At 67.3% G+C, this 18,902-nt stretch carries 20 protein-coding genes; 15 read left to right on the top strand and 5 right to left on the bottom strand.

Annotated elements, in window-relative coordinates; genetic code table 11:
- Window positions 1-19: 19 nt before the first annotated feature.
- Window positions 20-2,647, bottom strand: coding sequence for a tetratricopeptide repeat protein (locus IWH25_RS09235; RefSeq protein WP_203389015.1), 2,628 nt, complete (start codon window positions 2,645-2,647; stop codon window positions 20-22).
- A 190-nt stretch (window positions 2,648-2,837) separates the two neighbouring features.
- Between IWH25_RS09235 and IWH25_RS09230 the strand changes: the two genes are divergently transcribed.
- From IWH25_RS09230 to IWH25_RS09210, 5 genes are all read left to right on the top strand, one after another.
- Window positions 2,838-3,629 carry a flagellin N-terminal helical domain-containing protein gene (locus tag IWH25_RS09230; RefSeq protein ID WP_203389014.1) on the top strand — a complete coding sequence of 264 codons (792 nt, stop codon included), beginning with the start codon at window positions 2,838-2,840 and terminating at the stop codon, window positions 3,627-3,629.
- Between the two features lie 82 nt (window positions 3,630-3,711).
- Complete coding sequence (locus IWH25_RS09225) at window positions 3,712-4,104, top strand: flagellar protein FlaG (protein ID WP_203389013.1); 393 nt, start codon at window positions 3,712-3,714, stop codon at window positions 4,102-4,104.
- Between the two features lie 29 nt (window positions 4,105-4,133).
- Window positions 4,134-5,501, top strand: a complete 1,368-nt coding sequence (gene fliD / locus IWH25_RS09220; protein WP_203389012.1) for a flagellar filament capping protein FliD — start codon at window positions 4,134-4,136, stop codon at window positions 5,499-5,501.
- Window positions 5,502-5,525: 24 nt separating this feature from the next.
- Window positions 5,526-5,960 carry a flagellar export chaperone FliS gene (gene fliS, locus IWH25_RS09215; RefSeq protein WP_203389011.1) on the top strand — a complete coding sequence of 145 codons (435 nt, stop codon included), beginning with the start codon at window positions 5,526-5,528 and terminating at the stop codon, window positions 5,958-5,960.
- On the top strand, window positions 5,957-6,274 hold the full coding sequence (locus tag IWH25_RS09210; protein ID WP_203389010.1) for a hypothetical protein: 318 nt from the start codon (window positions 5,957-5,959) through the stop codon (window positions 6,272-6,274). The genes fliS and IWH25_RS09210 overlap by 4 nt, the downstream gene beginning before the upstream one ends.
- Window positions 6,275-6,324: 50 nt before the next feature.
- Here the strand turns inward: IWH25_RS09210 and IWH25_RS19315 are convergent, their stop codons facing one another.
- Entirely contained in the window at window positions 6,325-6,921 is a 597-nt protein-coding gene (locus IWH25_RS19315; protein WP_376990905.1) for a hypothetical protein, read from the bottom strand.
- 361 nt (window positions 6,922-7,282) lie between these two features.
- Here IWH25_RS19315 and IWH25_RS19310 point away from each other — a divergent pair, with 361 nt between their 5' ends.
- From IWH25_RS19310 to IWH25_RS09195, 3 genes are all read left to right on the top strand, one after another.
- Window positions 7,283-7,477 (top strand): flagellar hook-length control protein FliK, encoded by a 195-nt coding sequence (locus IWH25_RS19310; protein WP_376990906.1) that lies wholly within the window; start codon window positions 7,283-7,285, stop codon window positions 7,475-7,477.
- Entirely contained in the window at window positions 7,458-7,769 is a 312-nt protein-coding gene (locus tag IWH25_RS09200; RefSeq protein WP_203389009.1) for an EscU/YscU/HrcU family type III secretion system export apparatus switch protein, read from the top strand. Before IWH25_RS19310 ends, IWH25_RS09200 begins: the two co-directional genes overlap by 20 nt.
- A 109-nt stretch (window positions 7,770-7,878) precedes the next feature.
- Window positions 7,879-8,682, top strand: coding sequence for a flagellar brake protein (locus IWH25_RS09195; protein ID WP_203389008.1), 804 nt, complete (start codon window positions 7,879-7,881; stop codon window positions 8,680-8,682).
- 52 nt (window positions 8,683-8,734) lie between these two features.
- Here IWH25_RS09195 and fliE read toward each other — a convergent pair whose 3' ends face one another.
- The 3 genes from fliE to IWH25_RS09180 are packed head-to-tail and all read right to left on the bottom strand — an operon-like array spanning window position 8,735 to window position 11,618.
- On the bottom strand, window positions 8,735-9,055 hold the full coding sequence (gene fliE / locus IWH25_RS09190) for a flagellar hook-basal body complex protein FliE (protein WP_203389007.1): 321 nt from the start codon (window positions 9,053-9,055) through the stop codon (window positions 8,735-8,737).
- Window positions 9,056-9,111: 56 nt separating this feature from the next.
- On the bottom strand, window positions 9,112-10,452 hold the full coding sequence (locus IWH25_RS09185) for a sigma-54-dependent transcriptional regulator (protein ID WP_203389006.1): 1,341 nt from the start codon (window positions 10,450-10,452) through the stop codon (window positions 9,112-9,114).
- On the bottom strand, window positions 10,449-11,618 hold the full coding sequence (locus IWH25_RS09180; protein ID WP_203389005.1) for a sensor histidine kinase: 1,170 nt from the start codon (window positions 11,616-11,618) through the stop codon (window positions 10,449-10,451). The genes IWH25_RS09185 and IWH25_RS09180 overlap by 4 nt, the downstream gene beginning before the upstream one ends.
- A gap of 94 nt (window positions 11,619-11,712) precedes the next feature.
- On the opposite strand from IWH25_RS09180, the gene fliF reads away from it, so the two are divergent.
- The 7 genes from fliF to fliL all read left to right on the top strand — a co-directional run bounded on the left by fliF (window position 11,713) and on the right by fliL (window position 18,900).
- Entirely contained in the window at window positions 11,713-13,434 is a 1,722-nt protein-coding gene (gene fliF / locus IWH25_RS09175; RefSeq protein ID WP_203389004.1) for a flagellar basal-body MS-ring/collar protein FliF, read from the top strand.
- Window positions 13,424-14,422: a flagellar motor switch protein FliG gene (gene fliG, locus IWH25_RS09170; RefSeq protein ID WP_203389003.1), complete on the top strand. Its 999-nt coding sequence runs from the start codon at window positions 13,424-13,426 to the stop codon at window positions 14,420-14,422. The genes fliF and fliG overlap by 11 nt, the downstream gene beginning before the upstream one ends.
- Before the next feature lie 10 nt (window positions 14,423-14,432).
- Entirely contained in the window at window positions 14,433-15,119 is a 687-nt protein-coding gene (locus IWH25_RS09165) for a flagellar assembly protein FliH (protein ID WP_203389002.1), read from the top strand.
- A 79-nt stretch (window positions 15,120-15,198) separates the two neighbouring features.
- Window positions 15,199-16,614: a flagellar protein export ATPase FliI gene (fliI, locus tag IWH25_RS09160; RefSeq protein WP_203389001.1), complete on the top strand. Its 1,416-nt coding sequence runs from the start codon at window positions 15,199-15,201 to the stop codon at window positions 16,612-16,614.
- Between the two features lie 81 nt (window positions 16,615-16,695).
- Window positions 16,696-17,139 (top strand): flagellar export protein FliJ, encoded by a 444-nt coding sequence (gene fliJ / locus IWH25_RS09155; protein WP_203389000.1) that lies wholly within the window; start codon window positions 16,696-16,698, stop codon window positions 17,137-17,139.
- Between the two features lie 23 nt (window positions 17,140-17,162).
- The gene (locus tag IWH25_RS09150) at window positions 17,163-18,245 is read left to right on the top strand and encodes a flagellar hook-length control protein FliK (RefSeq protein ID WP_203388999.1); all 1,083 of its coding nucleotides are present in this window, start codon (window positions 17,163-17,165) and stop codon (window positions 18,243-18,245) included.
- Window positions 18,246-18,354: 109 nt separating this feature from the next.
- Complete coding sequence (gene fliL / locus IWH25_RS09145) at window positions 18,355-18,900, top strand: flagellar basal body-associated protein FliL (RefSeq protein WP_203388998.1); 546 nt, start codon at window positions 18,355-18,357, stop codon at window positions 18,898-18,900.
- Window positions 18,901-18,902: the final 2 nt, after the last annotated feature.

Raw genomic sequence — 18,902 nt, 5'->3', positions numbered from 1 at the left:
AGGCGTCGCTCCACCCCATTCAGAAGCGCCGTTTGTTGACCCGCCAGACGATCCGCGTCTGCTCGACGACATTGTTGTAGTCGTCGATTGCCTGCATCACCTCCGCCTCGCTCATCCGCCCCGAACTCAGCGCCTCCCGCCAACGCGGCATCAGGTCGTGGACAACCGACTCGACTTCGAAGTCGACGCCGAGAATATCCCCGAGCGGCGTATTCGCCGCACCGATCGCCGCCCACTCGCGATTCAGGCGCCGGTTGAAAAGGTTCAGCATGCCGGCGGTGATCGGGCGGACATGCGTCGGATCGCCGATGAAGAAATCGCTGCGCGGATGAGGCACGGCAATGTCGATGCGAGCCCCGTCGCAACAGACGCGCCATAGCTCCCTGACGATGGCGAGGAATGCATCGGGGCTCTGTCCGAGGTGTTCGAGCACATGCGTCAGCTTGACCTCGTCGACGGAGTCGTCCTCCCACGGCCACGGCATCTGCTCGAGGTTGACCACCAGATCCGGCGCACAGGCGGCGACGCAGTCGACGTTCACGAAACCCGCCGCCTTGCGGTTGCCGCAGCCGAGATTCAGCTTGAGCTTGCCGGCAGGCTCGGCGCCACGCGCAGCAGCGGGCCCCGCTGACTCGACCGCGACCGGCACTGTTCCGCCGCGCCAGGCACCGAGTGCCGCCGCGGCCTCGGCAACGACCGGCGGCCATTCGCCGAAGGTGGCCTGACGGAAAATACGCATGCCGGGATACCACGGACTGTCGCTGCGGTCGAGCAGCCACCGCCAGTCGGTGTCGAAGCGGTCGAGGAGCCAGACCGGGACACCCATCGCACCGGCGAGATGGGGTACCGAGGTATCGACGCTGACGACCAGGTCGAGGTTCGCGATGATTGCTGCGGTATCGGCAAAATCCTCGACATCGCCCATCCGATCGACAATGCGCGCCTGCCACCCGGCTTCGGCGATTTCCGCTTCCGCCCGGCCCTTCTGCAAGGACACCCAGCTGACGCCGCCGACGTCGAAGAGGGGCGCCAGCTGGGTCAGGCGCATTGTCCGAAAACGATGGTAGGCATAGGTTTCACCGCTGGCCCAGACGATGCCCACCTTCTTCCCCGGTAGGTCGCCGAGGCGGTCCGCCCAGCGCGCGACGAGTTGTCGGTCGGGAACGATGTAGGGCACCTGCGCCGGAATTGCTTCCAGCGTCGTTCCCATGCGGCCGGGAAGCGACAGCAGTGCCACGTGGCAGTCGATCGCCAGCGACTCGAGATCGACCGTCGGCGGCAGGATCTCGACCCCCCAGGCCGCCGCGCAGTTCGCGAACAGGCGGAACAGCGGCGGCACAGACCAGAACAGGATCCTCGCCTGGGGGTGACGTTCTTTCAGCAGCGGCAGGTAGCGCGCGAACTGCAGGTTGTCGCCCATGCCCTGCTCGGCATAGACGAGCAGGGTGCGCTGCGCCAGCGGTTCGCCCTGCCACTCGGGTTGCGCGAACTTCGGCCGCTTCGCACTGATCTCGGGCAACGCCCAGCGGCTCTCGTAATGTGGCCACCCCGCCGCCAGGTCGCCGCGCAGCAGCAGCAGGATGCCGAGGTTGAGATCGGCCTCGCGGTATTCGGGCTGCAAGCGCAAAGCCTCCCGGTAGGCATGTTCCGCTTCGTCCAGACGCTGCAGCCGCAAATAGACGTTGCCCAGATTGTTCCACGCCTCGTGCGAGTCCGGATTGAGCTCCAACGCCTTGCGGAAACTTTCGATGGCACCTTCCATCGCCCCTTGCTTGAGGCGGCAGCTGCCCAGGTTGGTATAGGCGGCATCCAGGTTCGGCGCGATGTTCAGAGCCCGCCGAAAGCACTCGGCGGCAGCGGCATCGTCGCTCGACTGCAAGATCAGGCCGAGGTTGTTGTGGGCCTCCGCGAGGTCCGGGCGCGCAGCAATCGCCTTGCGGTAATACCGCGTCGCCGTCTCGATGTCGCCTCGCGCGCGATGCTGGTTACCGAGGTGGAAACAGGTCATCGCGTCGTCGGGGTCGATACGCTCCGCGCGACTGAGCTCGTCGAAGGCGTCGTCGCCGCGGCTGAGATCCTCCATCGCCAAGCCAAGATTGACATGGATGTCGGCGGTATCCATCCCGAGCGCGATCGCCTTCCGGAATTCGTCGACGGCTTGCTCGGCGTTCCCTTCGGCACGGGCCAGCTCGCCGCGCAAGGCGCAGACGTCGGGCAGCCCGGCCATCGACGCCGGCAAGCGCTCCAGCGTTGCACGCGCCTCGCCCGTACGCTTCAGGCGCAACAGGGCCAGCGCGTGATTGAAGACCGCATCGGCATTACCGCTGTCCAGTGCCACGGCCAGCCGATAACTGGCTTCCGCCTCCGGCCACTTGCCCTGAGCGGCCAGCATCACGCCGAGATCGTTATGGTAGCGGGACTGCGCCGGATTCAGCTCGACCAGGCGCCTGAGGCAAGCAGCCGCCTCGTCGGGCCGGTTGCGGCGATGCAGCGCCTGCGCCAGCAGGTAAAGGACGATCTCGTCGTCGGGCGTCTGCTTCAGCAGATTTCGGCAGGCGGCTTCGGCGCCGGCCAGATCCCCCCTCTGGAAAAGACTGACGGCATCGTCGAAGACCTCTTGCCACCGCCCGGCAACATCATGATTCATATAATTTTTTCCGACGGGAAAAGCTAACGGATAAGCGCATCGAAGTCTAGCACAGGGTTTTTTTAATAAGCGCTAAAGTTTTCTCTCGCCGCTGCCGTCAATGGACCTAAGGGCGCGCAAGGCCCGTATGACGGAAGCCGGGAAATCGGCCCAAGCCAATCAACCAGTCAATGCTCGAAGGAGATACAAAATGGCACAGGTTATCAACACCAACGTGATGTCGCTCAACGCCCAGCGCAACCTGAACTACAACAGCCAGGGCCTCGGCACCGCGCTGCAGCGACTGTCGTCGGGCCTGCGCGTCAACAGCGCCAAGGACGACGCCGCCGGCCTGGCCGTCGCGCAGAAGATGGAATCGCAGGCCCGCGGCATGACCGTCGCCATGCGCAACGCCTCGGACGGCATCTCGTACGCGCAGACCGCCGACACCGCGCTGGCCACCGTCGCCGACCAGCTGCAACGGATGCGCGAACTGGCCACCCAGTCGCTCAACGGCACCCTGTCCGACACCGAACGTTCGAAGATCGACACCGAATACAGCGCGCTGCAGGCGGAAGCCTCCCGCATCCAGGGCGCCGCCAAGCTGAACGGCCAGAGCGTCTTCGCCACCTTCAGCTTCCAGGTCGGCGCCGACGCCGGCGACTCGATCTCCGGCACTTTCAGCAGCGTTGGCGTCACCGGCACCTCGGTGACCACCACCGCCGGCGCCTCGACCGCTCTCGCCAGCATCGACGCCTGGCTGGGCAGCGTCGCCACCAACCGCGCATCGGTCGGCGGCACGCAGAGCCGGCTGAGCTTCACCATCAGCTACCTGCAGGGCGCCGTCGAAAACCAGACTGCTGCACGGAGCCGCATCATGGACGCCGACTTCGCGGCCGAAACCGCCAACCTCGCGCGCGCCCAGATTCTGCAGCAAGCGGGTACGGCGATGGTCTCGCAAGCCAACGCGATCCCGCAGAACGTGCTGTCGCTGCTCCGTTAAACCGCGGGATTGATCCTGTATAGGTGGAGCCGGCGCGGGATCTCCCGCGCCGGCTCTGTCACAGGAAGAGAAGGAGAAGATCATGTCAATTTCTTCGCTCGGCGGCCCTCAACCCGGCTCGGCAGCCACTCTGCCCTCCCCCCTCCCCGCGCAAGCCGGAAAATCCGCAGGCAACGAAGCACCGCCCACTGCCGTACTGACGCAGACCGCGGTCGCGCCGGTTGCGGAAACCTCGAAAAGCGCGCAGCCGAGCACGACGGAAGTAGAATCGGCGGTCAAAAAGGTGCAGAATTTCGTCAGCGCAAAAGCTGCCGATATCCAGTTTTCGATTGACGAAGACATCGGCGTCACGGTGGTCAAGGTCATCGACCGGGGAACAAAGGAAGTAATCCGCCAAATCCCGTCGGAAGAGATGCTGGAAATCGCCAAGGCACTGGACAAACTGCAGGGACTTCTGGTCAAGCAACAAGCCTGAACTCCACTCGCAGCAGCAAGGAGTGAATCATGGCCATTACCTCACTGGGCGTCGGCTCCGGAATCGACGCTGAAGGCATCGTCACCAAGCTGATGGCGTTGGAACGTCAGCCGCTGACGGCGCTGCAGACCCGGCAGACCGAATTCAACAACAAGCTGTCGGCGGTCGGAAAAATCAAGAGCGCAATCGCCGCGCTGCAGTCGGCAGCCTCGGCGATGTCGACCACCAGCAAGCTTTATTCATTCAAAGGGGTCGTCGCCGACACGACGATCGCTTCCGCGACAACCACCAGCAGCGCTGCGGCCGGCGTCTACAGTCTGGAGGTCGAACGACTTGCCGGCACCCACAAGCTGCTGTCGTCGACGTCGCCCGACACTTCGTCCGGAGGCACGCTGACCATTGAGGTCGGCAGCACCGTCGGCGGCGTCTTCACGGCAAAGAGCGGCACCTCGGCGGTGGCGGTTACGGTCAGTGCCGGCGCCACGCTGTCGCAGGTGCGCGATGCCATCAACAGCTCCGGCGCAAACGCCACCGCAACCATCGTCAACGGCGCCAGCGGCGCGCAACTGGTGGTCACCAGCAAATTCTCCGGCGAGACCGGGCAGGTGCGCATTACCGCGTCCGCCGGCCTCGGCAGTTTCAGTTTCGACCCGGTTGCCGGAAGCGGGGGCCTGACGCAGAAGGATGCCGGCCAGGATGCGATCGTCCGCATCGACGGCATCCTGATCAAGGACACCACGTCGAACACGGTCACCGATGCCATTACCGGCGTCACCTTGAACCTGACCAAGACGAACCTCGGCTCCCCGACCCAACTGACCATCAGCAACGACACCGCAAACCTGACGAGCAAGGTCGAGGCGTTCGTGAAGGCCTTCAACGAGCTGAACACCACGGCCAAGGACCTCACCAAGTACGACGCGACGACCAAAAAGGCGGGCATCCTCAACGGCGACTCGATGGTCAGCAGCGTGCTCAGCCAGCTCCGGGACGCGCTCTACAACGTGCCGTCGGGCGCCAGCAGCGAATACCAGCGCCTGGCCGACCTCGGCATCAGCTTCCAGACCGACGGGTCGCTGAAGATCGATTCGACGGTGCTGCAATCGGCGATCACGAAAAACTGGTCTTCGGTGGCAACGACCGTGGCCGCCTACGGCACAAAATTCGACACGTTGACGACGGCAATGAATGCCACCGACGGCATCGTCACGTCACGCTCCGACGGCATCAACGCAAACATCAAGATTCTGGAAAGCCGCTCGGACGAGCTATCCCGCCGCCTCGAAGCAGTCGAGAAGCGCTATCGCGCGCAGTTTTCCGCGCTCGATGCCTTGATGGGAAAAATGCAGACAACCTCCAGCTATCTCTCGCAGCAACTTGCTTCGTTGAGCTTCTAAGTCGCCGCAAAAGGGAAGGAATTTATGTTCGGCTCACCCACCAACCCGGTCAACGCCTACAAGACCGTCGGCATCGAAACGGCAGTGCAGGGCGCCAGCCCGCACCAGTTGATCATCCTGCTGTTCGAAGGCGCCAAGCAGGCGATCATCATCGCCCAGGCGCACTTGCGGAACGGCGAGGTCGGAGAGAAAGGCCTCGCCATCTCAAAGGCGATCGACATCATCCTGAACGGCCTGCGGGTCAGTCTCAACACCGAGGACGGCGGCGAACTGGCGAAGAATCTTTACGCGCTGTACGACTACATGGGGCGCCGCCTCTTGCACGCCAACCTCCATAACGACCCGGCGGCACTCGATGAGGTGCTCGGGCTGCTCACCGAAATCCAAGGGGCCTGGATCGAAATCCGCGACGAGGTCGAGGGGACTGCCGCCAACAAGGCAACGGGCACGGCAGCATGACCGACATGTTGGCAGCCCTGCGTCAACTGACAGACTGCCATCGGCGCCTGACTGCACAAGCCGAAACGCTAGATTGGGATAGCGTACTGATCGAATGGCAGAACGCCGAAAGGCTGTTCGCGGATCTCCAGAACTGTTCGGTCGCGTCACTTACGACGGAACAACGGGGTGAAGCCCGCCTCCTCATGGAAGAGATCCTTGCAGCGCAGCAGACAATGGCGGCCAGGATCAAACCGTGGATGGCACAGGTACAGCCGATGCTGGACTGCTTCGCGCAGAACCGCACCACACCGACGACAGATTCGACCCCGTAACGGATAGCGCTCCTTGCCTTCCGCGAACAGAGGGACGCAGCCGATAGGCCTTAGTTGAGATGATCCCATCGGAAATCGCCAGTCGCCTGCAGCTGACGACCGACGCCGCCGTTCCCCGCGTCCCGACGGCGCAGCAGGTTTCCGACGCGCTCGCCGACCTCGTTCCCGGGCAGCGGGTGCTCGCCGAGATCCAGGCCCTGCTGCCGAACGGCGCCTACCGGGCGCTGGTCAACCAGCGCGACGTGACGCTGGCGCTGCCGTTCTCGGCCAAGGCCGGCGACACGCTCGAACTGGAAGTCGTCGACAACGACGGCCGCCTCGCGCTGGCGCTGGTCGCCCGCCGCGGAGGCCAGGGCGAGGCCGCCGCCGGCGGCGAGCGGCCGGCGGTCGAGACCTCGCTGTCGCGCACGGCGAGCTTCATCGCCGAACTGCTGCCGCGCCGCGAACGCGGCGAGCAGGCGCAGCCGGCGCCGCTCAACGCCAACCAGCCGATCGCCGGCAAGCCGCCGGCCAGCGCCGCGGAACTGGTGCCGCTGCTCCGCCAGGCGATCACGCAGAGCGGCATGTTCTACGAAGCGCATCAATCGCAGTGGGTGCTCAACGCACGGCCGCTGGAAACCCTGCTCAGCCAGCCGCAGGGGCGGCATTCGGCGCTCGCCGGCCCGGTGCCGCCGACCCAGGATTTCCGACCGTCGCCAACACCGACAGCCACGACGGCGACAGCGGCGACGCCAGCGATACAGGAAGCAACCGCTGCGGACACGGCGCCGCGGGCGCTCGCCGCAGCACCGCAGCAAGCGCCGCTGCCCCCCGGACAGCCGGTGGCCCCGGACCTGCTGCCGATCGTCCAGCAACAGCTGGAAGCGCTGGCCACGCAAACCTACGTCTGGCAGGGCCAGGCCTGGCCCGGACAACCGATGCAATGGGAAATCGTCGAGGAGGACGGCGGCCGGCAGGCGGACGGCGAAGCGGAAGCCCCCCCCCTGGCAGACGCGGCTGACGCTGACCATGCCGCAACTGGGCGAGGTGCGTGCCGCGCTGCGCATCGCCGGCGGCGAACTGACGCTGTCGATCTCGGCCGCCTCCGGCGACGCCGCGATGCGCCTGGCGAACGGCGGCGATGCGCTGCGCGGCCAGCTGGCGGCGGCGGGACTCGCGCTCGGCGGATTCACCGTGGGACACCATGAACCCCGACCGGAATGACTCGCTACGCACCGCGGTCGCGCTCGCCTACCGCGAGACCGACGCGGCGCCGCGCGTCGTCGCCAAGGGCCGCGGCCTGATCGCCGAAGAGATCATCGCCCGCGCCAAGGAACACGGGGTCTATGTCCACGAATCGCCGGAGCTGGTCTCGCTGTTGCTGCAGATCGACCTCGACCAGCGCATTCCGCCGCAGCTCTACGTCGCCGTCGCCGAGCTGCTCGCCTGGCTGTACCGCATCGAGCGCGGGGAGAACGCGCCGCCCCCCGACCTGACGCTGCCCCCACCGCCCTGAGCACCGCGGCACGCCGCAGCCGCCGACGGGCGTTTCCGTTCTCCGCCTCGTTGTTTTGCATTAAACTCCCGGGTCACCCGCACGCAATACACGATTCGGAAACAAATACATGTCGGAAAACGAAGTCCCGTCGGGAACGTCCTCGGCATCCAGCAAGCTGGAGCTGGAACAGGAAGGCATCTACGGCAAGTACCTGCTGCATTCCCGAACCGAAATCATCTTCGTGCTGCGGGCCGTGCTGCAGAAAAGCAGCCTGATCACCGTCTATTTCGACCAGGGCCGCTCCTTCCTGCTGACCTCGCTGCTCGACGTCGACGCCGAGCGCGGCACGCTGACCTTCGACATGGGCAGCGACGAGGAGATGAACAACCGCGCGCTGAAGGCCGACCGCTTCGTATTCACCACCTCGCTCGACAAGGTCAAAGTGCAGTTCAGCCTGAAGCGGCTGGAACTGGTCAAGCACGCCAACCGGCCGGCGCTGCGCGGCATCATTCCGGAGAGCGTGCTGCGCCTGCAGCGCCGCGAATACTACCGGCTGACGACGCCGGTCGCCAATCCGGTCCGCTGCAAGCTGACGGTGAAGCGGCCGGACGGCGCGACGGTGCCGATGGAACTGCCGCTGCTCGACATCAGCGGCGGCGGCGTCGGGCTGATGGTCAAGCCGGAGTTCAAGGAGGACTTCCTGGTCGGCACCGGCTTCCGCGACTGCCGCATCGAACTTCCCGAGGAAGGCGTGCTGGTCTGCAACCTGGTCGTGCGCAACGCCTTCGACGTCACCACCAAGAGCGGCAACCAGCACCTGCGCGTCGGCTGCGAATACGAGGACCTGCCGGGCACGCGGCTGACGATGATCCAGCGCTACATCACCCGCGTCGAGCGCGAGCGCAAGGCCCGGCTGTCGGGCATGGAATAAAGCGAAAGGGCCGGCAAGACCGGCCCTTTCAGTTGGCTGCCGCCAGACGCCGTCAGACCTGGATGTTCATCACGTCCTGGTAGGCCGACACCAGCCGGTTGCGCACCTGCACCATCTCCTGGAACGAGACGTTGGCCTTCTGCAGCGCGATCATCACGTCGTGCAGGTTGGCATTGCCGTCGCCGGCGGCAAAATTTGCCGCCAAGGTTTCCGCCTGCTGCTGCGTCTGGTTCACCTGCTCGATCGAATTCTTCAGCACCGTCGCGAAGTCGACGCCCCCCGCCGGGGCCTGCGCCTCCTGCGGTTTCCCGGCGGCCTGCGTGGCCGTCGCCCGCAGCACGCTCAACATCTGGTCGATACCCTTGGTGTCCATGTTCCGGCTCCGTTCAATTCAGGCAGAACTGCAGCAAGCATCGTGCCATCCAGCACTCATTCCTGGAAGAAGCCCTCGTCCTTGTACTGTTTGAGCTTGTAACGCAAGGTCCGTTCCGAAATGCCGAGGCGCTCGATCGCCAGCTTGCGCGAGCCGCCGACCGCCGCCAGCGTCTCCAGGATGTGCTCGCGCTCCAGGTCGCGGATGCTGTCGGCCTTCGCCGGCTCGCCCCGCGCCGGCTCCGTCGGCTCGGCCGCCGCCGGTCGCGGCGCGGCGAGCAGATGCAGGTGCGCCGGCTCGACGACGTCGCCGGGAGCCAGGATCATCGCGCGCTGGATCACGTTCTCCAACTCGCGCACGTTGCCCGGCCAGGCGTGCGCGCACAGCGCCGCCTCCGCCGCCGGCGACAGCACCAGGCCGGCGCGGCCGACGGTGCCGCCGTGCGCAGCGAGGAAATGGCGGGCGAGCGGCACGATGTCGTCCGGCCGCTGGCGCAGCGCCGGGATCGGCAGCGGGAAGACGTTCAGGCGGTAGTAGAGGTCCTCGCGAAAGACGCCGCGCTGCACCGCCTCGGCCATGTCGCGGTTGGAGGTGGCGACGATGCGGATGTTCAGCGCCACCGGCTTCTTGCCGCCGACCCGCTCCACCTCGCGCTCCTGCAGCACGCGCAGGAGCTTGGCCTGCAGCGACAGCGGCATCTCGGTGACCTCGTCGAGCAGCAGCGTGCCGTCCTGCGCCTGCTCGAACTTGCCGGCCTGCGCCTGCTGGGCGCCGGTGAAGGCGCCCTTCTCGTAGCCGAACAGCGTCGCCTCGAGCAGCGTGTCCGGAATCGCCGCACAGTTGATGGCGACGAACGGCCCGTGGCGGCGCGCCGAGTGCTGATGGATGTAGCGGGCGACCACTTCCTTGCCGACGCCCGATTCGCCGGTGAGCAGCACCGTCGCGTCGGTCTGCGCGACGCGCGCCGCCAGCGAGAACAGGTTGCGGCTGGCGGTATCGAAGGCGACCACGCCGGCGTCGTCCTCCGCCTCCGGCAGCTTGTACTTCTCGACGTGCGCGAGCAAGGCCGGCGGCTCGAAGGGCTTCAGCAGGAAGTCGCAGGCGCCGGCGCGCATCGCTTCGACCGCGCGGTCGACATCGGCGTAGGCGGTCATCAGCACCACCGGCAGGTGCGGCCAGTGCGTGCGGATCTCCTTCAGCAGCGCGATGCCGTCCATCGGCATCATGCGCACGTCGCTGACCACCAGCGACACCGCGCGTCCCGAGAGGATCGCCAGCGCCTCGTGCCCGCCCGGCGCCGACAGCACCGTCTTGCCGGCGAGCAGCAGCGTGTCGCAGATCGCCTCGCGCAGGTTGGGGTCGTCCTCGACGACGAGTATCGGCAGTTCCTGGTTCATCCTTGTTCCTGAATATCGGCGACCGTGCCCACCGGCAGGTCGATGACGAATTCGGCGCCGTCGCCGGCGCGCGACGACACCGCAATGCCGCCGCCGTGCGCCCGCGCCACGCCCTGCGCGATCGCCAGCCCGAGGCCGGTGCCGTGCGCCTTGGTCGTGAAGAAAGGCTCGAAGATCCGCTCCTGCTGCTCCGGCGGGATGCCGGGGCCGGTGTCGCGGACGCGGATGCGCACCCGTTTGCCGAGCACTTCGACACCGAGGCCGACCGTCCCGCCCGGCTCGCAGACCTGCAGCGCGTTCTCCAGCAGGTTGAGCAGCGCGCCGGCGAGCGGCTTGCGGCCGCCGACGATTATAGCCGCGCCGGCCTCGCCGTCCCGGCGCAGCGTCACGCCGCGCAGCGCGCACTGCGGCTCCATCGTCTGCGCCGCCTCGGCGAGCAGTTCGCCGAGCGGGATCACCTCGCGCCCTATCTGCTCGCCGCGGGCGAACAGCAGCACGTCCTGGATCAGGCGCTCGAGCCGACGCAGCTGCTCGCTCGCCTTCTCGGCAAAGCGCGCGCGCGCGTCGTCGGCAAGGTCCGGCTTGGCGAGATTGGCGCTGTACAGCAGCGCGGTGGCGAGCGGCGTGCGCAACTGGTGCGCCAGCGACGCCGCCATCTCGCCCATCGCCGCCAGCCGCTGGCTGCGTTCGAGGTTCGCCTTCATCTCGTGCGCCGCGCTGATGTCGTGGATCAGGATGATGCGGCCGCCGGCAGAGGCCAGCGCGCTCTCGGCAAGCGACACGCGGCGGCCGCCGATCGCGAATTCGTCCGGCGGCGCCACCGGCTGCAGCGCGCCGGCCACGCCCTGCCACGCCCGCCCGCACAGATCCTCGCCGAGCATCGCCCGCGCCGCCGGGTTGGCCTCGCTGACGGCGCCCGCCGCGTCGACGACGACGACCCCTGCCGGCAGCGCGTCGAGCAGCAGGCCCAAACGTTCGGAAAGCGCTTCCTTTTCCTCGTACTGGCGACGCAGCTCGCCGTTGGCCACGGCCAGCTCGTCGGTCAGCGACTGCACGCGCGCCTGCAGCCCGGCATAGGCCTGCGTCAGTTCGTGCGACACCTGGTTGAAGACGTCGAAAGCGCGCTGCAGGTCCTGCGCCTTCTCTAATTGCGAGGAATCGGTCATTCGGGGAGAATCCCATGCAGATTGCGGCTACAATAGTAGAATATTTCTCAGAACTTTGCGCTTTTTGCTTGATTAATCGGGAATAAAGGACGGCATGGCGGCAACACCGGAATCCATCGCGGGCGCAGGAGCGGCAGGCAGCACCGGCCGTCTGCAGCAGGCATTTTCCCGCCTGGATAACCAGCAGAAATTGATGTTGATGGTGTCGATCGCCGCGGTGATCGCCCTTTTGGTCGGCAGCGTGCTGTGGTTCAGGCAATCCGATTTCCGCGTCCTTTTCTCGAACATTTCCGAACGCGACGGCGGCGCGATCATCACCGCGCTCGAACAGCTCAACGTTCCCTACAAGTTCTCCGAAGGCGGCGGCGCCATCCTGGTGCCGAGCAACCGCGTGCACGAGGTGCGCCTGCGGCTCGCCTCGCAGGGACTGCCGAAAGGCGGCTCAGTCGGCTTCGAGCTGATGGAGAACCAGAAATTCGGCATCAGCCAGTTCGCCGAGCAGGTGAACTACCAGCGCGCGCTGGAAGGCGAACTGTCGCGGACGATCCAGTCGATCGCCGCGGTCCAGGGCGCGCGCGTGCATCTGGCGATTCCCAAGCCGACTGTCTTCGTGCGCGAGGAACAGAAGCCCTCGGCCTCGGTGCTGCTCAGCCTCTACCCGGGCCGCGCGCTGGAGCCGGCGCAGATCGCCGGCATCCAGAACCTGGTCGCCTCCAGCGTGCCGCAGATGCCGACCGCCAACGTCGCCGTCCTCGACCAGAGCGGCGCGGTGCTGTCGCAGCTGAAGAGCAAGCTGATGGATGCCGGCCTCGACCCGACCCAGGTGAAGTACGTCCACGAAGTCGAAAGCGCGGTGATCAAGCGCATCGAGGACATCCTGACGCCGATCGTCGGCCCCGGCAACGCCAAGGTGCAGGTCGCCGCCGACATCGACTTCTCGCAGAGCGAGCAGACGGCAGAAACGCACAAGCCGAACACGACGCCGCCGGACATCGTCGTCCGCAGCCAGCAGACCGCGGAGACGGCGAGCGGCACCTCGACGCCGGCAGTCGGCGTCCCGGGCGCCCTCTCCAACCAGCCGCCGGTACCGGCCACTGCGCCGCTGACGCAGCCGGCCGTACCCGGTGCGGCACCGGCAGGGGCGACGGCCAACCTCGGCGCGCCGGGCCAGATCAACGCCGCCGGCGTGCAGGCGCCGATCGCCAGCATCGGCCAGCCGGTCGCGACCACCAAGAACGCGACGATCAACTACGAGGTCGACCGCACGATCCGCCACACCAAGCAGTCGGCCGGCGTCGTCCGCCGGCTGTCGGCGGCGGTGGTGGTGAATCACCGCAAGGAGATCGGCAAGGACGGCAAGCCGGCGACGAAGCCGCTTACCGACAACGAGCTGAAGCAGATCAACGACCTCGCGCGCGAGGCGATGGGCTTCAGCAAGGACCGCGGCGACACGCTGTCGGTAGCGAACGCGTCGTTCACCGCCGTCGAGCGCGCCGACGACGGCCTGCCGCTGTGGAAGGATCCGGACCTGCTGTCGCTGCTCAAGGACCTGATCAAGTACGGCGCGATCGCCGGCATCATCGCCTACCTGCTGCTCAAGGTGGTGAAGCCGCTGATCACGCTGATGCTGACGCCGCGCCCGGGCGAGCACGCCGCCCGCGGCGCCGCCGCCTACGGCGCGATGGCCGAGGAAGCGGGAGAAGGCGGACCGACGCCGTTCGAAGACAAGCTGGACCGGGCGCGCGGCGTCGCCGAGCAGGACCCGAAGGTCGTCGCCAACATCATCAAGGATTGGACCGGCTCCAATGCCAGCTGACGAAGGCATCGAAAAGGCCGCGATCCTGCTCATCTCGCTGGGCGAGGAACGGGCGGCGGAAGTGCTCAAGCACCTCGGTCCGCGCGAGGTGCAGAAGATCGGCCACGCCATGGCGGCGCTGCGCTCGGTGCCGCGCACCCGCGTCGAGACGGTGCTCGACGACTTCCACAAATCCGCCGGCGAATCGGCGGCGGTGCATATCGATACCGACGCCTACATCCGCTCGGTGCTGACCAAGGCGCTCGGCGACGACAAGGCCTCCAACCTGATCTCGCGCATCCTGCAGGGCGGCGATACCGCCGGCATCGAGGGCCTGAAGTGGATGGATGCGCCGACGGTGGCCGACCTGATCAAGAACGAGCACCCGCAGATCATCGCCACCATCCTCGTGCACCTCGAGCACGACCATTCCAGCGAGATCCTCAACCAGTTCACCGAGCGCCTGAGGAACGACGTCGTCCTCCGCATCGCGACGCTCGAGGGCATCCAGCCGACGGCGCTGAAGGAGCTGAACGAGGTCATGCTGCGCATCCTCTCCGGCTCGTCGAACCTGAAGAAGGCGGCGATGGGCGGCGTACGGCCGGTCGCCGAGATCCTCAACTTCATGGGCACCGCCAACGAGACCTCGGTGCTCGACGCGATCCGCGAATACGACCCCGACCTCGCGCAGAAGATCCTCGACGAGATGTTCGTCTTCGAGAACCTGCTCGACCTGGAAGACCGTTCGATCCAGCTGCTGCTGCGCGAGATCCAGTCCGATTCGCTGATCCTGGCGATGAAGGGCGCCTCGCCCGAGCTGCGCGAGAAGATCTTCAAGAACATGTCGCAGCGCGCCGCCGAGATGCTGCGCGAGGACCTCGAAGCACGCGGCCCGGTGCGCGTCTCCGAGGTCGAGGCGGAGCAGAAGGAAATCCTCAAGATCGTCCGCCGCCTCGCCGACGAGGGGCAGATCGTCCTCGGCGGTGCCGGCGGCGAGCAGATGATCTAAGCTGCAGTTCATGTCCTCCGGCTTCATCCCCAAGGAAAAGCTCTCCGCCTACGAGCGCTGGGAACTCGGCGCCTTCGACGACGGCAAGCCGGGCGGACTGGTGCCGCCGGCCGGCGAAGCACCGCCCGCCGACGAAGCGCCGGCGATTGCGCTGCCGACCGCGGAGGACGTCGAGCGCATCCACAACGAGGCCTACGCCAGCGGCCACGCCGCCGGACTGGAGGCCGGCCGCGCCGCCGGCCACGCCGAGGGTCTCGCGCTGGCACAGGCGGAAGCCGCGCAGATCGCCGCGCTCGGCGACAACCTGCGGCAGCAGCTGCAGCAGTTCGACCAGCAGGTCGGCGAGACGCTGCTCGCGGTCGCCGTCGAGATCGCTGCGCAGGTACTTCGGCAAAGCCTGCGCGTGCGCCCGGAGCTGCTGCTGCCGATCGTGCGCGAGGCGCTGGCGGCAATGTCACTGCACAACGGCCACCCGGCGCTCTACCTGAATCCCGCCGACGCCGCGCTGGTGCGCACGCACCTCGGCGAGCAGCTGGCGCACAACGGCTGGCGCATCATCGAGGACGGCAGCATCACCGCCGGCGGCTGCCGCGTCGAGGCCGGCGCCAGCGAAGTCGACGCAACGCTGGAAACGCGCTGGCGGCGCGTCCTCGAGGCGATCGGCACCAGCGGCGAATGGCTGGAGCCAAAACCGTGAGCGCGCCGGCTCGGCCGCCCGCCGGGCGAGCCCATCGGCCCGCGGCGAGGATGGCGCAGGACGGCAGGCGGAGGGCCCGGTGAGCGACGGGCTGCCCAACCACGCCGCCGGCTGGCGCGACTTCCTCGAACAGTGCCGCGGCGCAGCGGAAGACGCCAGCCCCATCCTCAGCAGCGGCCACCTGACGCGGATCAACGGCCTGGTCATGGAGGCGAGCGGCCTCAAGCTGCCGCTCGGCAGTTCCTGCCGCATCACCCCGATCGGCGGCACGCCGGTCGAGGCGGAGGTGGTCGGCTTCGCCGGCGAGAAGCTGTTCCTGATGCCGTCCGAGGACGTCTACGGTCTCTCCCCCGGCGCTCGCGTCACCGCCTACGAGACGCGCACGCCGCTGCCGAAGATCGGCAGGCCGCGGCTGCAGCGGCGGCGGATCATCGACCGCGCCAAGCTGATGCCGGTCGGCGACGCGCTGCTCGGGCGCATCGTCGACGCCGCCGGCCGCCCGCTCGACCAGCACGGCCCGCTCCATACCGACACGCTGCGCCCGCTGCAGAGCCGGCCGATCAACCCGATGTCGCGGGCACCGATCACGCAGACGCTGGACGTCGGCGTCCGCGCCATCAACGCGCTGCTGACCGTCGGCCGCGGCCAGCGCATGGGCCTGTTCGCCGGTTCCGGCGTCGGCAAGTCGGTGCTGCTCGGGATGATGGCGCGCTACACCGAGGCGGAAGTGATCGTCGTCGGCCTGATCGGCGAACGGGGGCGCGAGGTGAAGGAATTCATCGAGCAGATCCTCGGCGAGGAGGGCCTGCGCCGCGCCGTCGTCGTCGCCGCGCCGGCCGACGTCAGCCCGCTGATGCGGCTGCAGGGCGCCGCCTACGCCACCAGCATCGCCGAGTATTTCCGCGACCAGGGCCGGCAGGTGCTGCTGATCATGGATTCGCTGACCCGCTACGCGATGGCGCAGCGCGAGATCGCGCTCGCCGTCGGCGAGCCGCCGGTGACCCGCGGCTATCCACCGTCGGTCTTCGCCCGCCTGCCGCAGCTGGTCGAGCGCGCCGGCAACGGCCCCGAGGGCGGCGGCTCGATCACCGCCTTCTACACCGTGCTTGCCGAAGGCGACGACCAGCAGGACCCGATCGCCGACTCCGCGCGCGCGATCCTCGACGGCCACATCGTGCTCTCGCGCACGCTCGCCGACGCCGGCCACTACCCGGCGATCGACATCGAACAGTCGATCTCGCGGGCGATGGTGAACCTGATCGACGACGGCCACCTCGACGCGATCCGCCGCTTCAAGCAGCTCTATTCGCGCTACCAGCGCTCGCGCGACCTGATCAGCGTCGGCGCCTACGTCGCCGGCAGCGACCCGCTGCTCGACCAGGCGATCGCGCAGTACCCGCTGTTCGAGCGTTTCCTGCAGCAGAACCTGTCCGAGCAGTCGGCCAGCGCCGACAGTGTCGGCGGCCTGCGCCAGCTGTTCGGTCTCGCCGCCTGAGGCCCGCCGGACACGACGCAATCCGCGCAGGCAATGTCGGCGTCGCAGTTCTAAAATGAGACATCCAGACGGCCCTTCCCGATGAGCAAACCCTTCGCCCTGCAGACCGTGCTCGAACTGATGCAGCGTCGCGCCGACGACGCCACGCAGCAGCTGGCGCGCCTGATCGCCGCCGAACAGGACGCGAAGGCCAAGCTCGACCTCCTCTGCCAGTACCGCGAGGAATACGCCGGCCGCTTCCAGGCGTCGGCGCAGGCCGGCATGGCGCCGCTGCAATGGAAGAACTTCCAGGATTTCCTCGCCCGTCTCGACGACGCCATCGCACAGCAGCAGCAGGCGGTGATCCAGTCCCGCCACAAGACCACCGCCGGCCAGGCGCACTGGCAGGCGCAGCGGGTCCGCCTGAAGGCCATCGACACGCTGTCGGTCCGCCACTCCCGCGCCGAGGAGGCGAAGGAGAACCGGCGCGAGCAGAAGGCCATCGACGAGTTCGCGGCCCGCAAGCACCTCAAAGAGGACACCTGACGACGCTGGCACGGCGTTTGCTGATGGCGAAGCGAACCTTCGTCCGTGGAGTCACCGCAATGCCAACTGCCGTCGCCGCTATCCCGTTGCCGGGCCTGCCCACTGCCATCGCTGCATCGACAGGAAGCGGCGCGGACGCCGCCGGTGTCGATTTTGCGGCGCTGCTGCTCGGCCAGTTGGCCGGCGACATCGCCAAGCAGATTCTGCCGGCAAGCGCAATCGATGGCACGGACGCCACGCTGCCCGCCGAGGCCAGTTCCGATACCGCCGGCACCGACATGGCCGGCGCCGGCGATCCGACGCTACTGCTGGCGGCGATGGGACTGGTCCTCGACCCGCGCGCGCCGCAAGCCGGCGGTGCCCCGAGCACCAACGGCGGGAGCCCGCCACCGCTCGCCGCGGCGAACCTGACGCAATCCACGGCAGCTGCCGAGCTATCGGCAGCGACTCCGGCCACACCGACGGCCGCAGCCGCCGCCCCGACAGGCGACGACGGCAAGCCAGCGCCATTCGCCGCCACAGCCGCAGCGCAGGCGCCGGCAAACTTTGCCGCCGTCGAGCAAAAGCTTGCCGAATCGACGGCGGCGATTGCCGAAGCGCCGACGCACGCCGTGCCGACGCCGGCGACGCCGCACGCGCCGACGCGCACCGGCGCCGACGCGCTGCAGCTGGCAACGCCAGTACGGGATCCGGCTTGGCCCGGCGAATTCAGCCAGAAGATCGTCTGGATGGCGACGCAGGACCGGCAAAATGCCCAAATCACCCTCAACCCGCCGCAAATGGGGCCGATAGAAATATCGTTGAGCGTGAAGAACGACCAGGCGAGCGCGGTCTTCGTCTCGGCCAACGCCGAGGTGCGCGAGGTGATCGAAGCCGCGCTGCCGCGGCTGCGGGAAATGCTGGCCGGCGTCGGCGTCGAGCTGGGACAGGCCAACGTCAGCGCCGAGTCCTTCCGCCAGGCGCAGCAGCAGTTCGCAGGTGAGCGCGGCACCGCCGGCACTAGCGGCGGGCACGACGAGGGCCACAGCGGCAGGATGGACGCCGGAAGCGGGGCGACGCGCGCTGCGCTCCGTGCCGGCAACGGCCTGGTCGATACGTTCGCCTGACGACGCAGCACACGTGAAGGGGACGGCATGCCGGCCGCCGCGAACCTGCGGCCGGGCATCCGGGTAGGGGGCGCGCTACAATGCGCGCGAAACACTAGAGGGATTTGCAATGGCCAAAGAAGAAAAAGCCGCCGACACCGCTGACGCACCGCCGAAGAAGAGCAAGAAGCTGCTCATCATCATCGTCGCCGCGGTGCTGCTGCTCGTCCTGATCGGCGGCGGTGCCGCCTTCCTGCTGCTGAAGAAGAGCGGCGACGCGGCCGAAGGCGACGAGGTCGCCGCCGAAACCGACAAGGGCAAGAAGAAGAAAGCGGAAAAGGAGGCACCGCCGGTCTATATTCCGATGGAGCCGTTCACCGTCAATCTGGTCCCGGAGACCGGCGAGCAGTACCTGCAGGTCACCATCAGCGTCGAGGCGGAGGACGCCGCGGTCGCCGAGAAGCTCAAGCAGTACATGCCGAAGCTGCGCCATGAGATCATGAACATCCTGTCGTCGAAGAAGCCTTCCGAGATCGCCACGCGCGATGGCAAGAAGCTGCTTGCGGACGAGATCAAGGCAACGATCAACGGCATCGTCGACGTCGAGCCGGCGAAGGGCAAGGCGAGCGAAGGCGCGGTGCGCGCGGTGTTGTTCACCACCTTCATCATCCAGTAAGC

It is taken from the genome of Azospira restricta, assembly GCF_016858125.1.
GTDB lineage: Bacteria > Pseudomonadota > Gammaproteobacteria > Burkholderiales > Rhodocyclaceae > Proximibacter > Proximibacter restrictus.
This window is presented reverse-complemented; position numbering and strand designations above follow the sequence as displayed.

Coding starts and splice junctions, on each gene's coding strand:
- IWH25_RS09235 (WP_203389015.1), bottom strand. CDS start 2,647: ATGAATCATGATGTTGCCGGGCGGTGGCAAGAGGTCTTCGACGATGCC.
- IWH25_RS09230 (WP_203389014.1), top strand. CDS start 2,838: ATGGCACAGGTTATCAACACCAACGTGATGTCGCTCAACGCCCAGCGC.
- IWH25_RS09225 (WP_203389013.1), top strand. CDS start 3,712: ATGTCAATTTCTTCGCTCGGCGGCCCTCAACCCGGCTCGGCAGCCACT.
- fliD (WP_203389012.1), top strand. CDS start 4,134: ATGGCCATTACCTCACTGGGCGTCGGCTCCGGAATCGACGCTGAAGGC.
- fliS (WP_203389011.1), top strand. CDS start 5,526: ATGTTCGGCTCACCCACCAACCCGGTCAACGCCTACAAGACCGTCGGC.
- IWH25_RS09210 (WP_203389010.1), top strand. CDS start 5,957: ATGACCGACATGTTGGCAGCCCTGCGTCAACTGACAGACTGCCATCGG.
- IWH25_RS19315 (WP_376990905.1), bottom strand. CDS start 6,921: ATGCCGCCCCTGCGGCTGGCTGAGCAGGGTTTCCAGCGGCCGTGCGTT.
- IWH25_RS19310 (WP_376990906.1), top strand. CDS start 7,283: ATGCCGCAACTGGGCGAGGTGCGTGCCGCGCTGCGCATCGCCGGCGGC.
- IWH25_RS09200 (WP_203389009.1), top strand. CDS start 7,458: ATGAACCCCGACCGGAATGACTCGCTACGCACCGCGGTCGCGCTCGCC.
- IWH25_RS09195 (WP_203389008.1), top strand. CDS start 7,879: ATGTCGGAAAACGAAGTCCCGTCGGGAACGTCCTCGGCATCCAGCAAG.
- fliE (WP_203389007.1), bottom strand. CDS start 9,055: ATGGACACCAAGGGTATCGACCAGATGTTGAGCGTGCTGCGGGCGACG.
- IWH25_RS09185 (WP_203389006.1), bottom strand. CDS start 10,452: ATGAACCAGGAACTGCCGATACTCGTCGTCGAGGACGACCCCAACCTG.
- IWH25_RS09180 (WP_203389005.1), bottom strand. CDS start 11,618: ATGACCGATTCCTCGCAATTAGAGAAGGCGCAGGACCTGCAGCGCGCT.
- fliF (WP_203389004.1), top strand. CDS start 11,713: ATGGCGGCAACACCGGAATCCATCGCGGGCGCAGGAGCGGCAGGCAGC.
- fliG (WP_203389003.1), top strand. CDS start 13,424: ATGCCAGCTGACGAAGGCATCGAAAAGGCCGCGATCCTGCTCATCTCG.
- IWH25_RS09165 (WP_203389002.1), top strand. CDS start 14,433: ATGTCCTCCGGCTTCATCCCCAAGGAAAAGCTCTCCGCCTACGAGCGC.
- fliJ (WP_203389000.1), top strand. CDS start 16,696: ATGAGCAAACCCTTCGCCCTGCAGACCGTGCTCGAACTGATGCAGCGT.
- IWH25_RS09150 (WP_203388999.1), top strand. CDS start 17,163: ATGGCGAAGCGAACCTTCGTCCGTGGAGTCACCGCAATGCCAACTGCC.
- fliL (WP_203388998.1), top strand. CDS start 18,355: ATGGCCAAAGAAGAAAAAGCCGCCGACACCGCTGACGCACCGCCGAAG.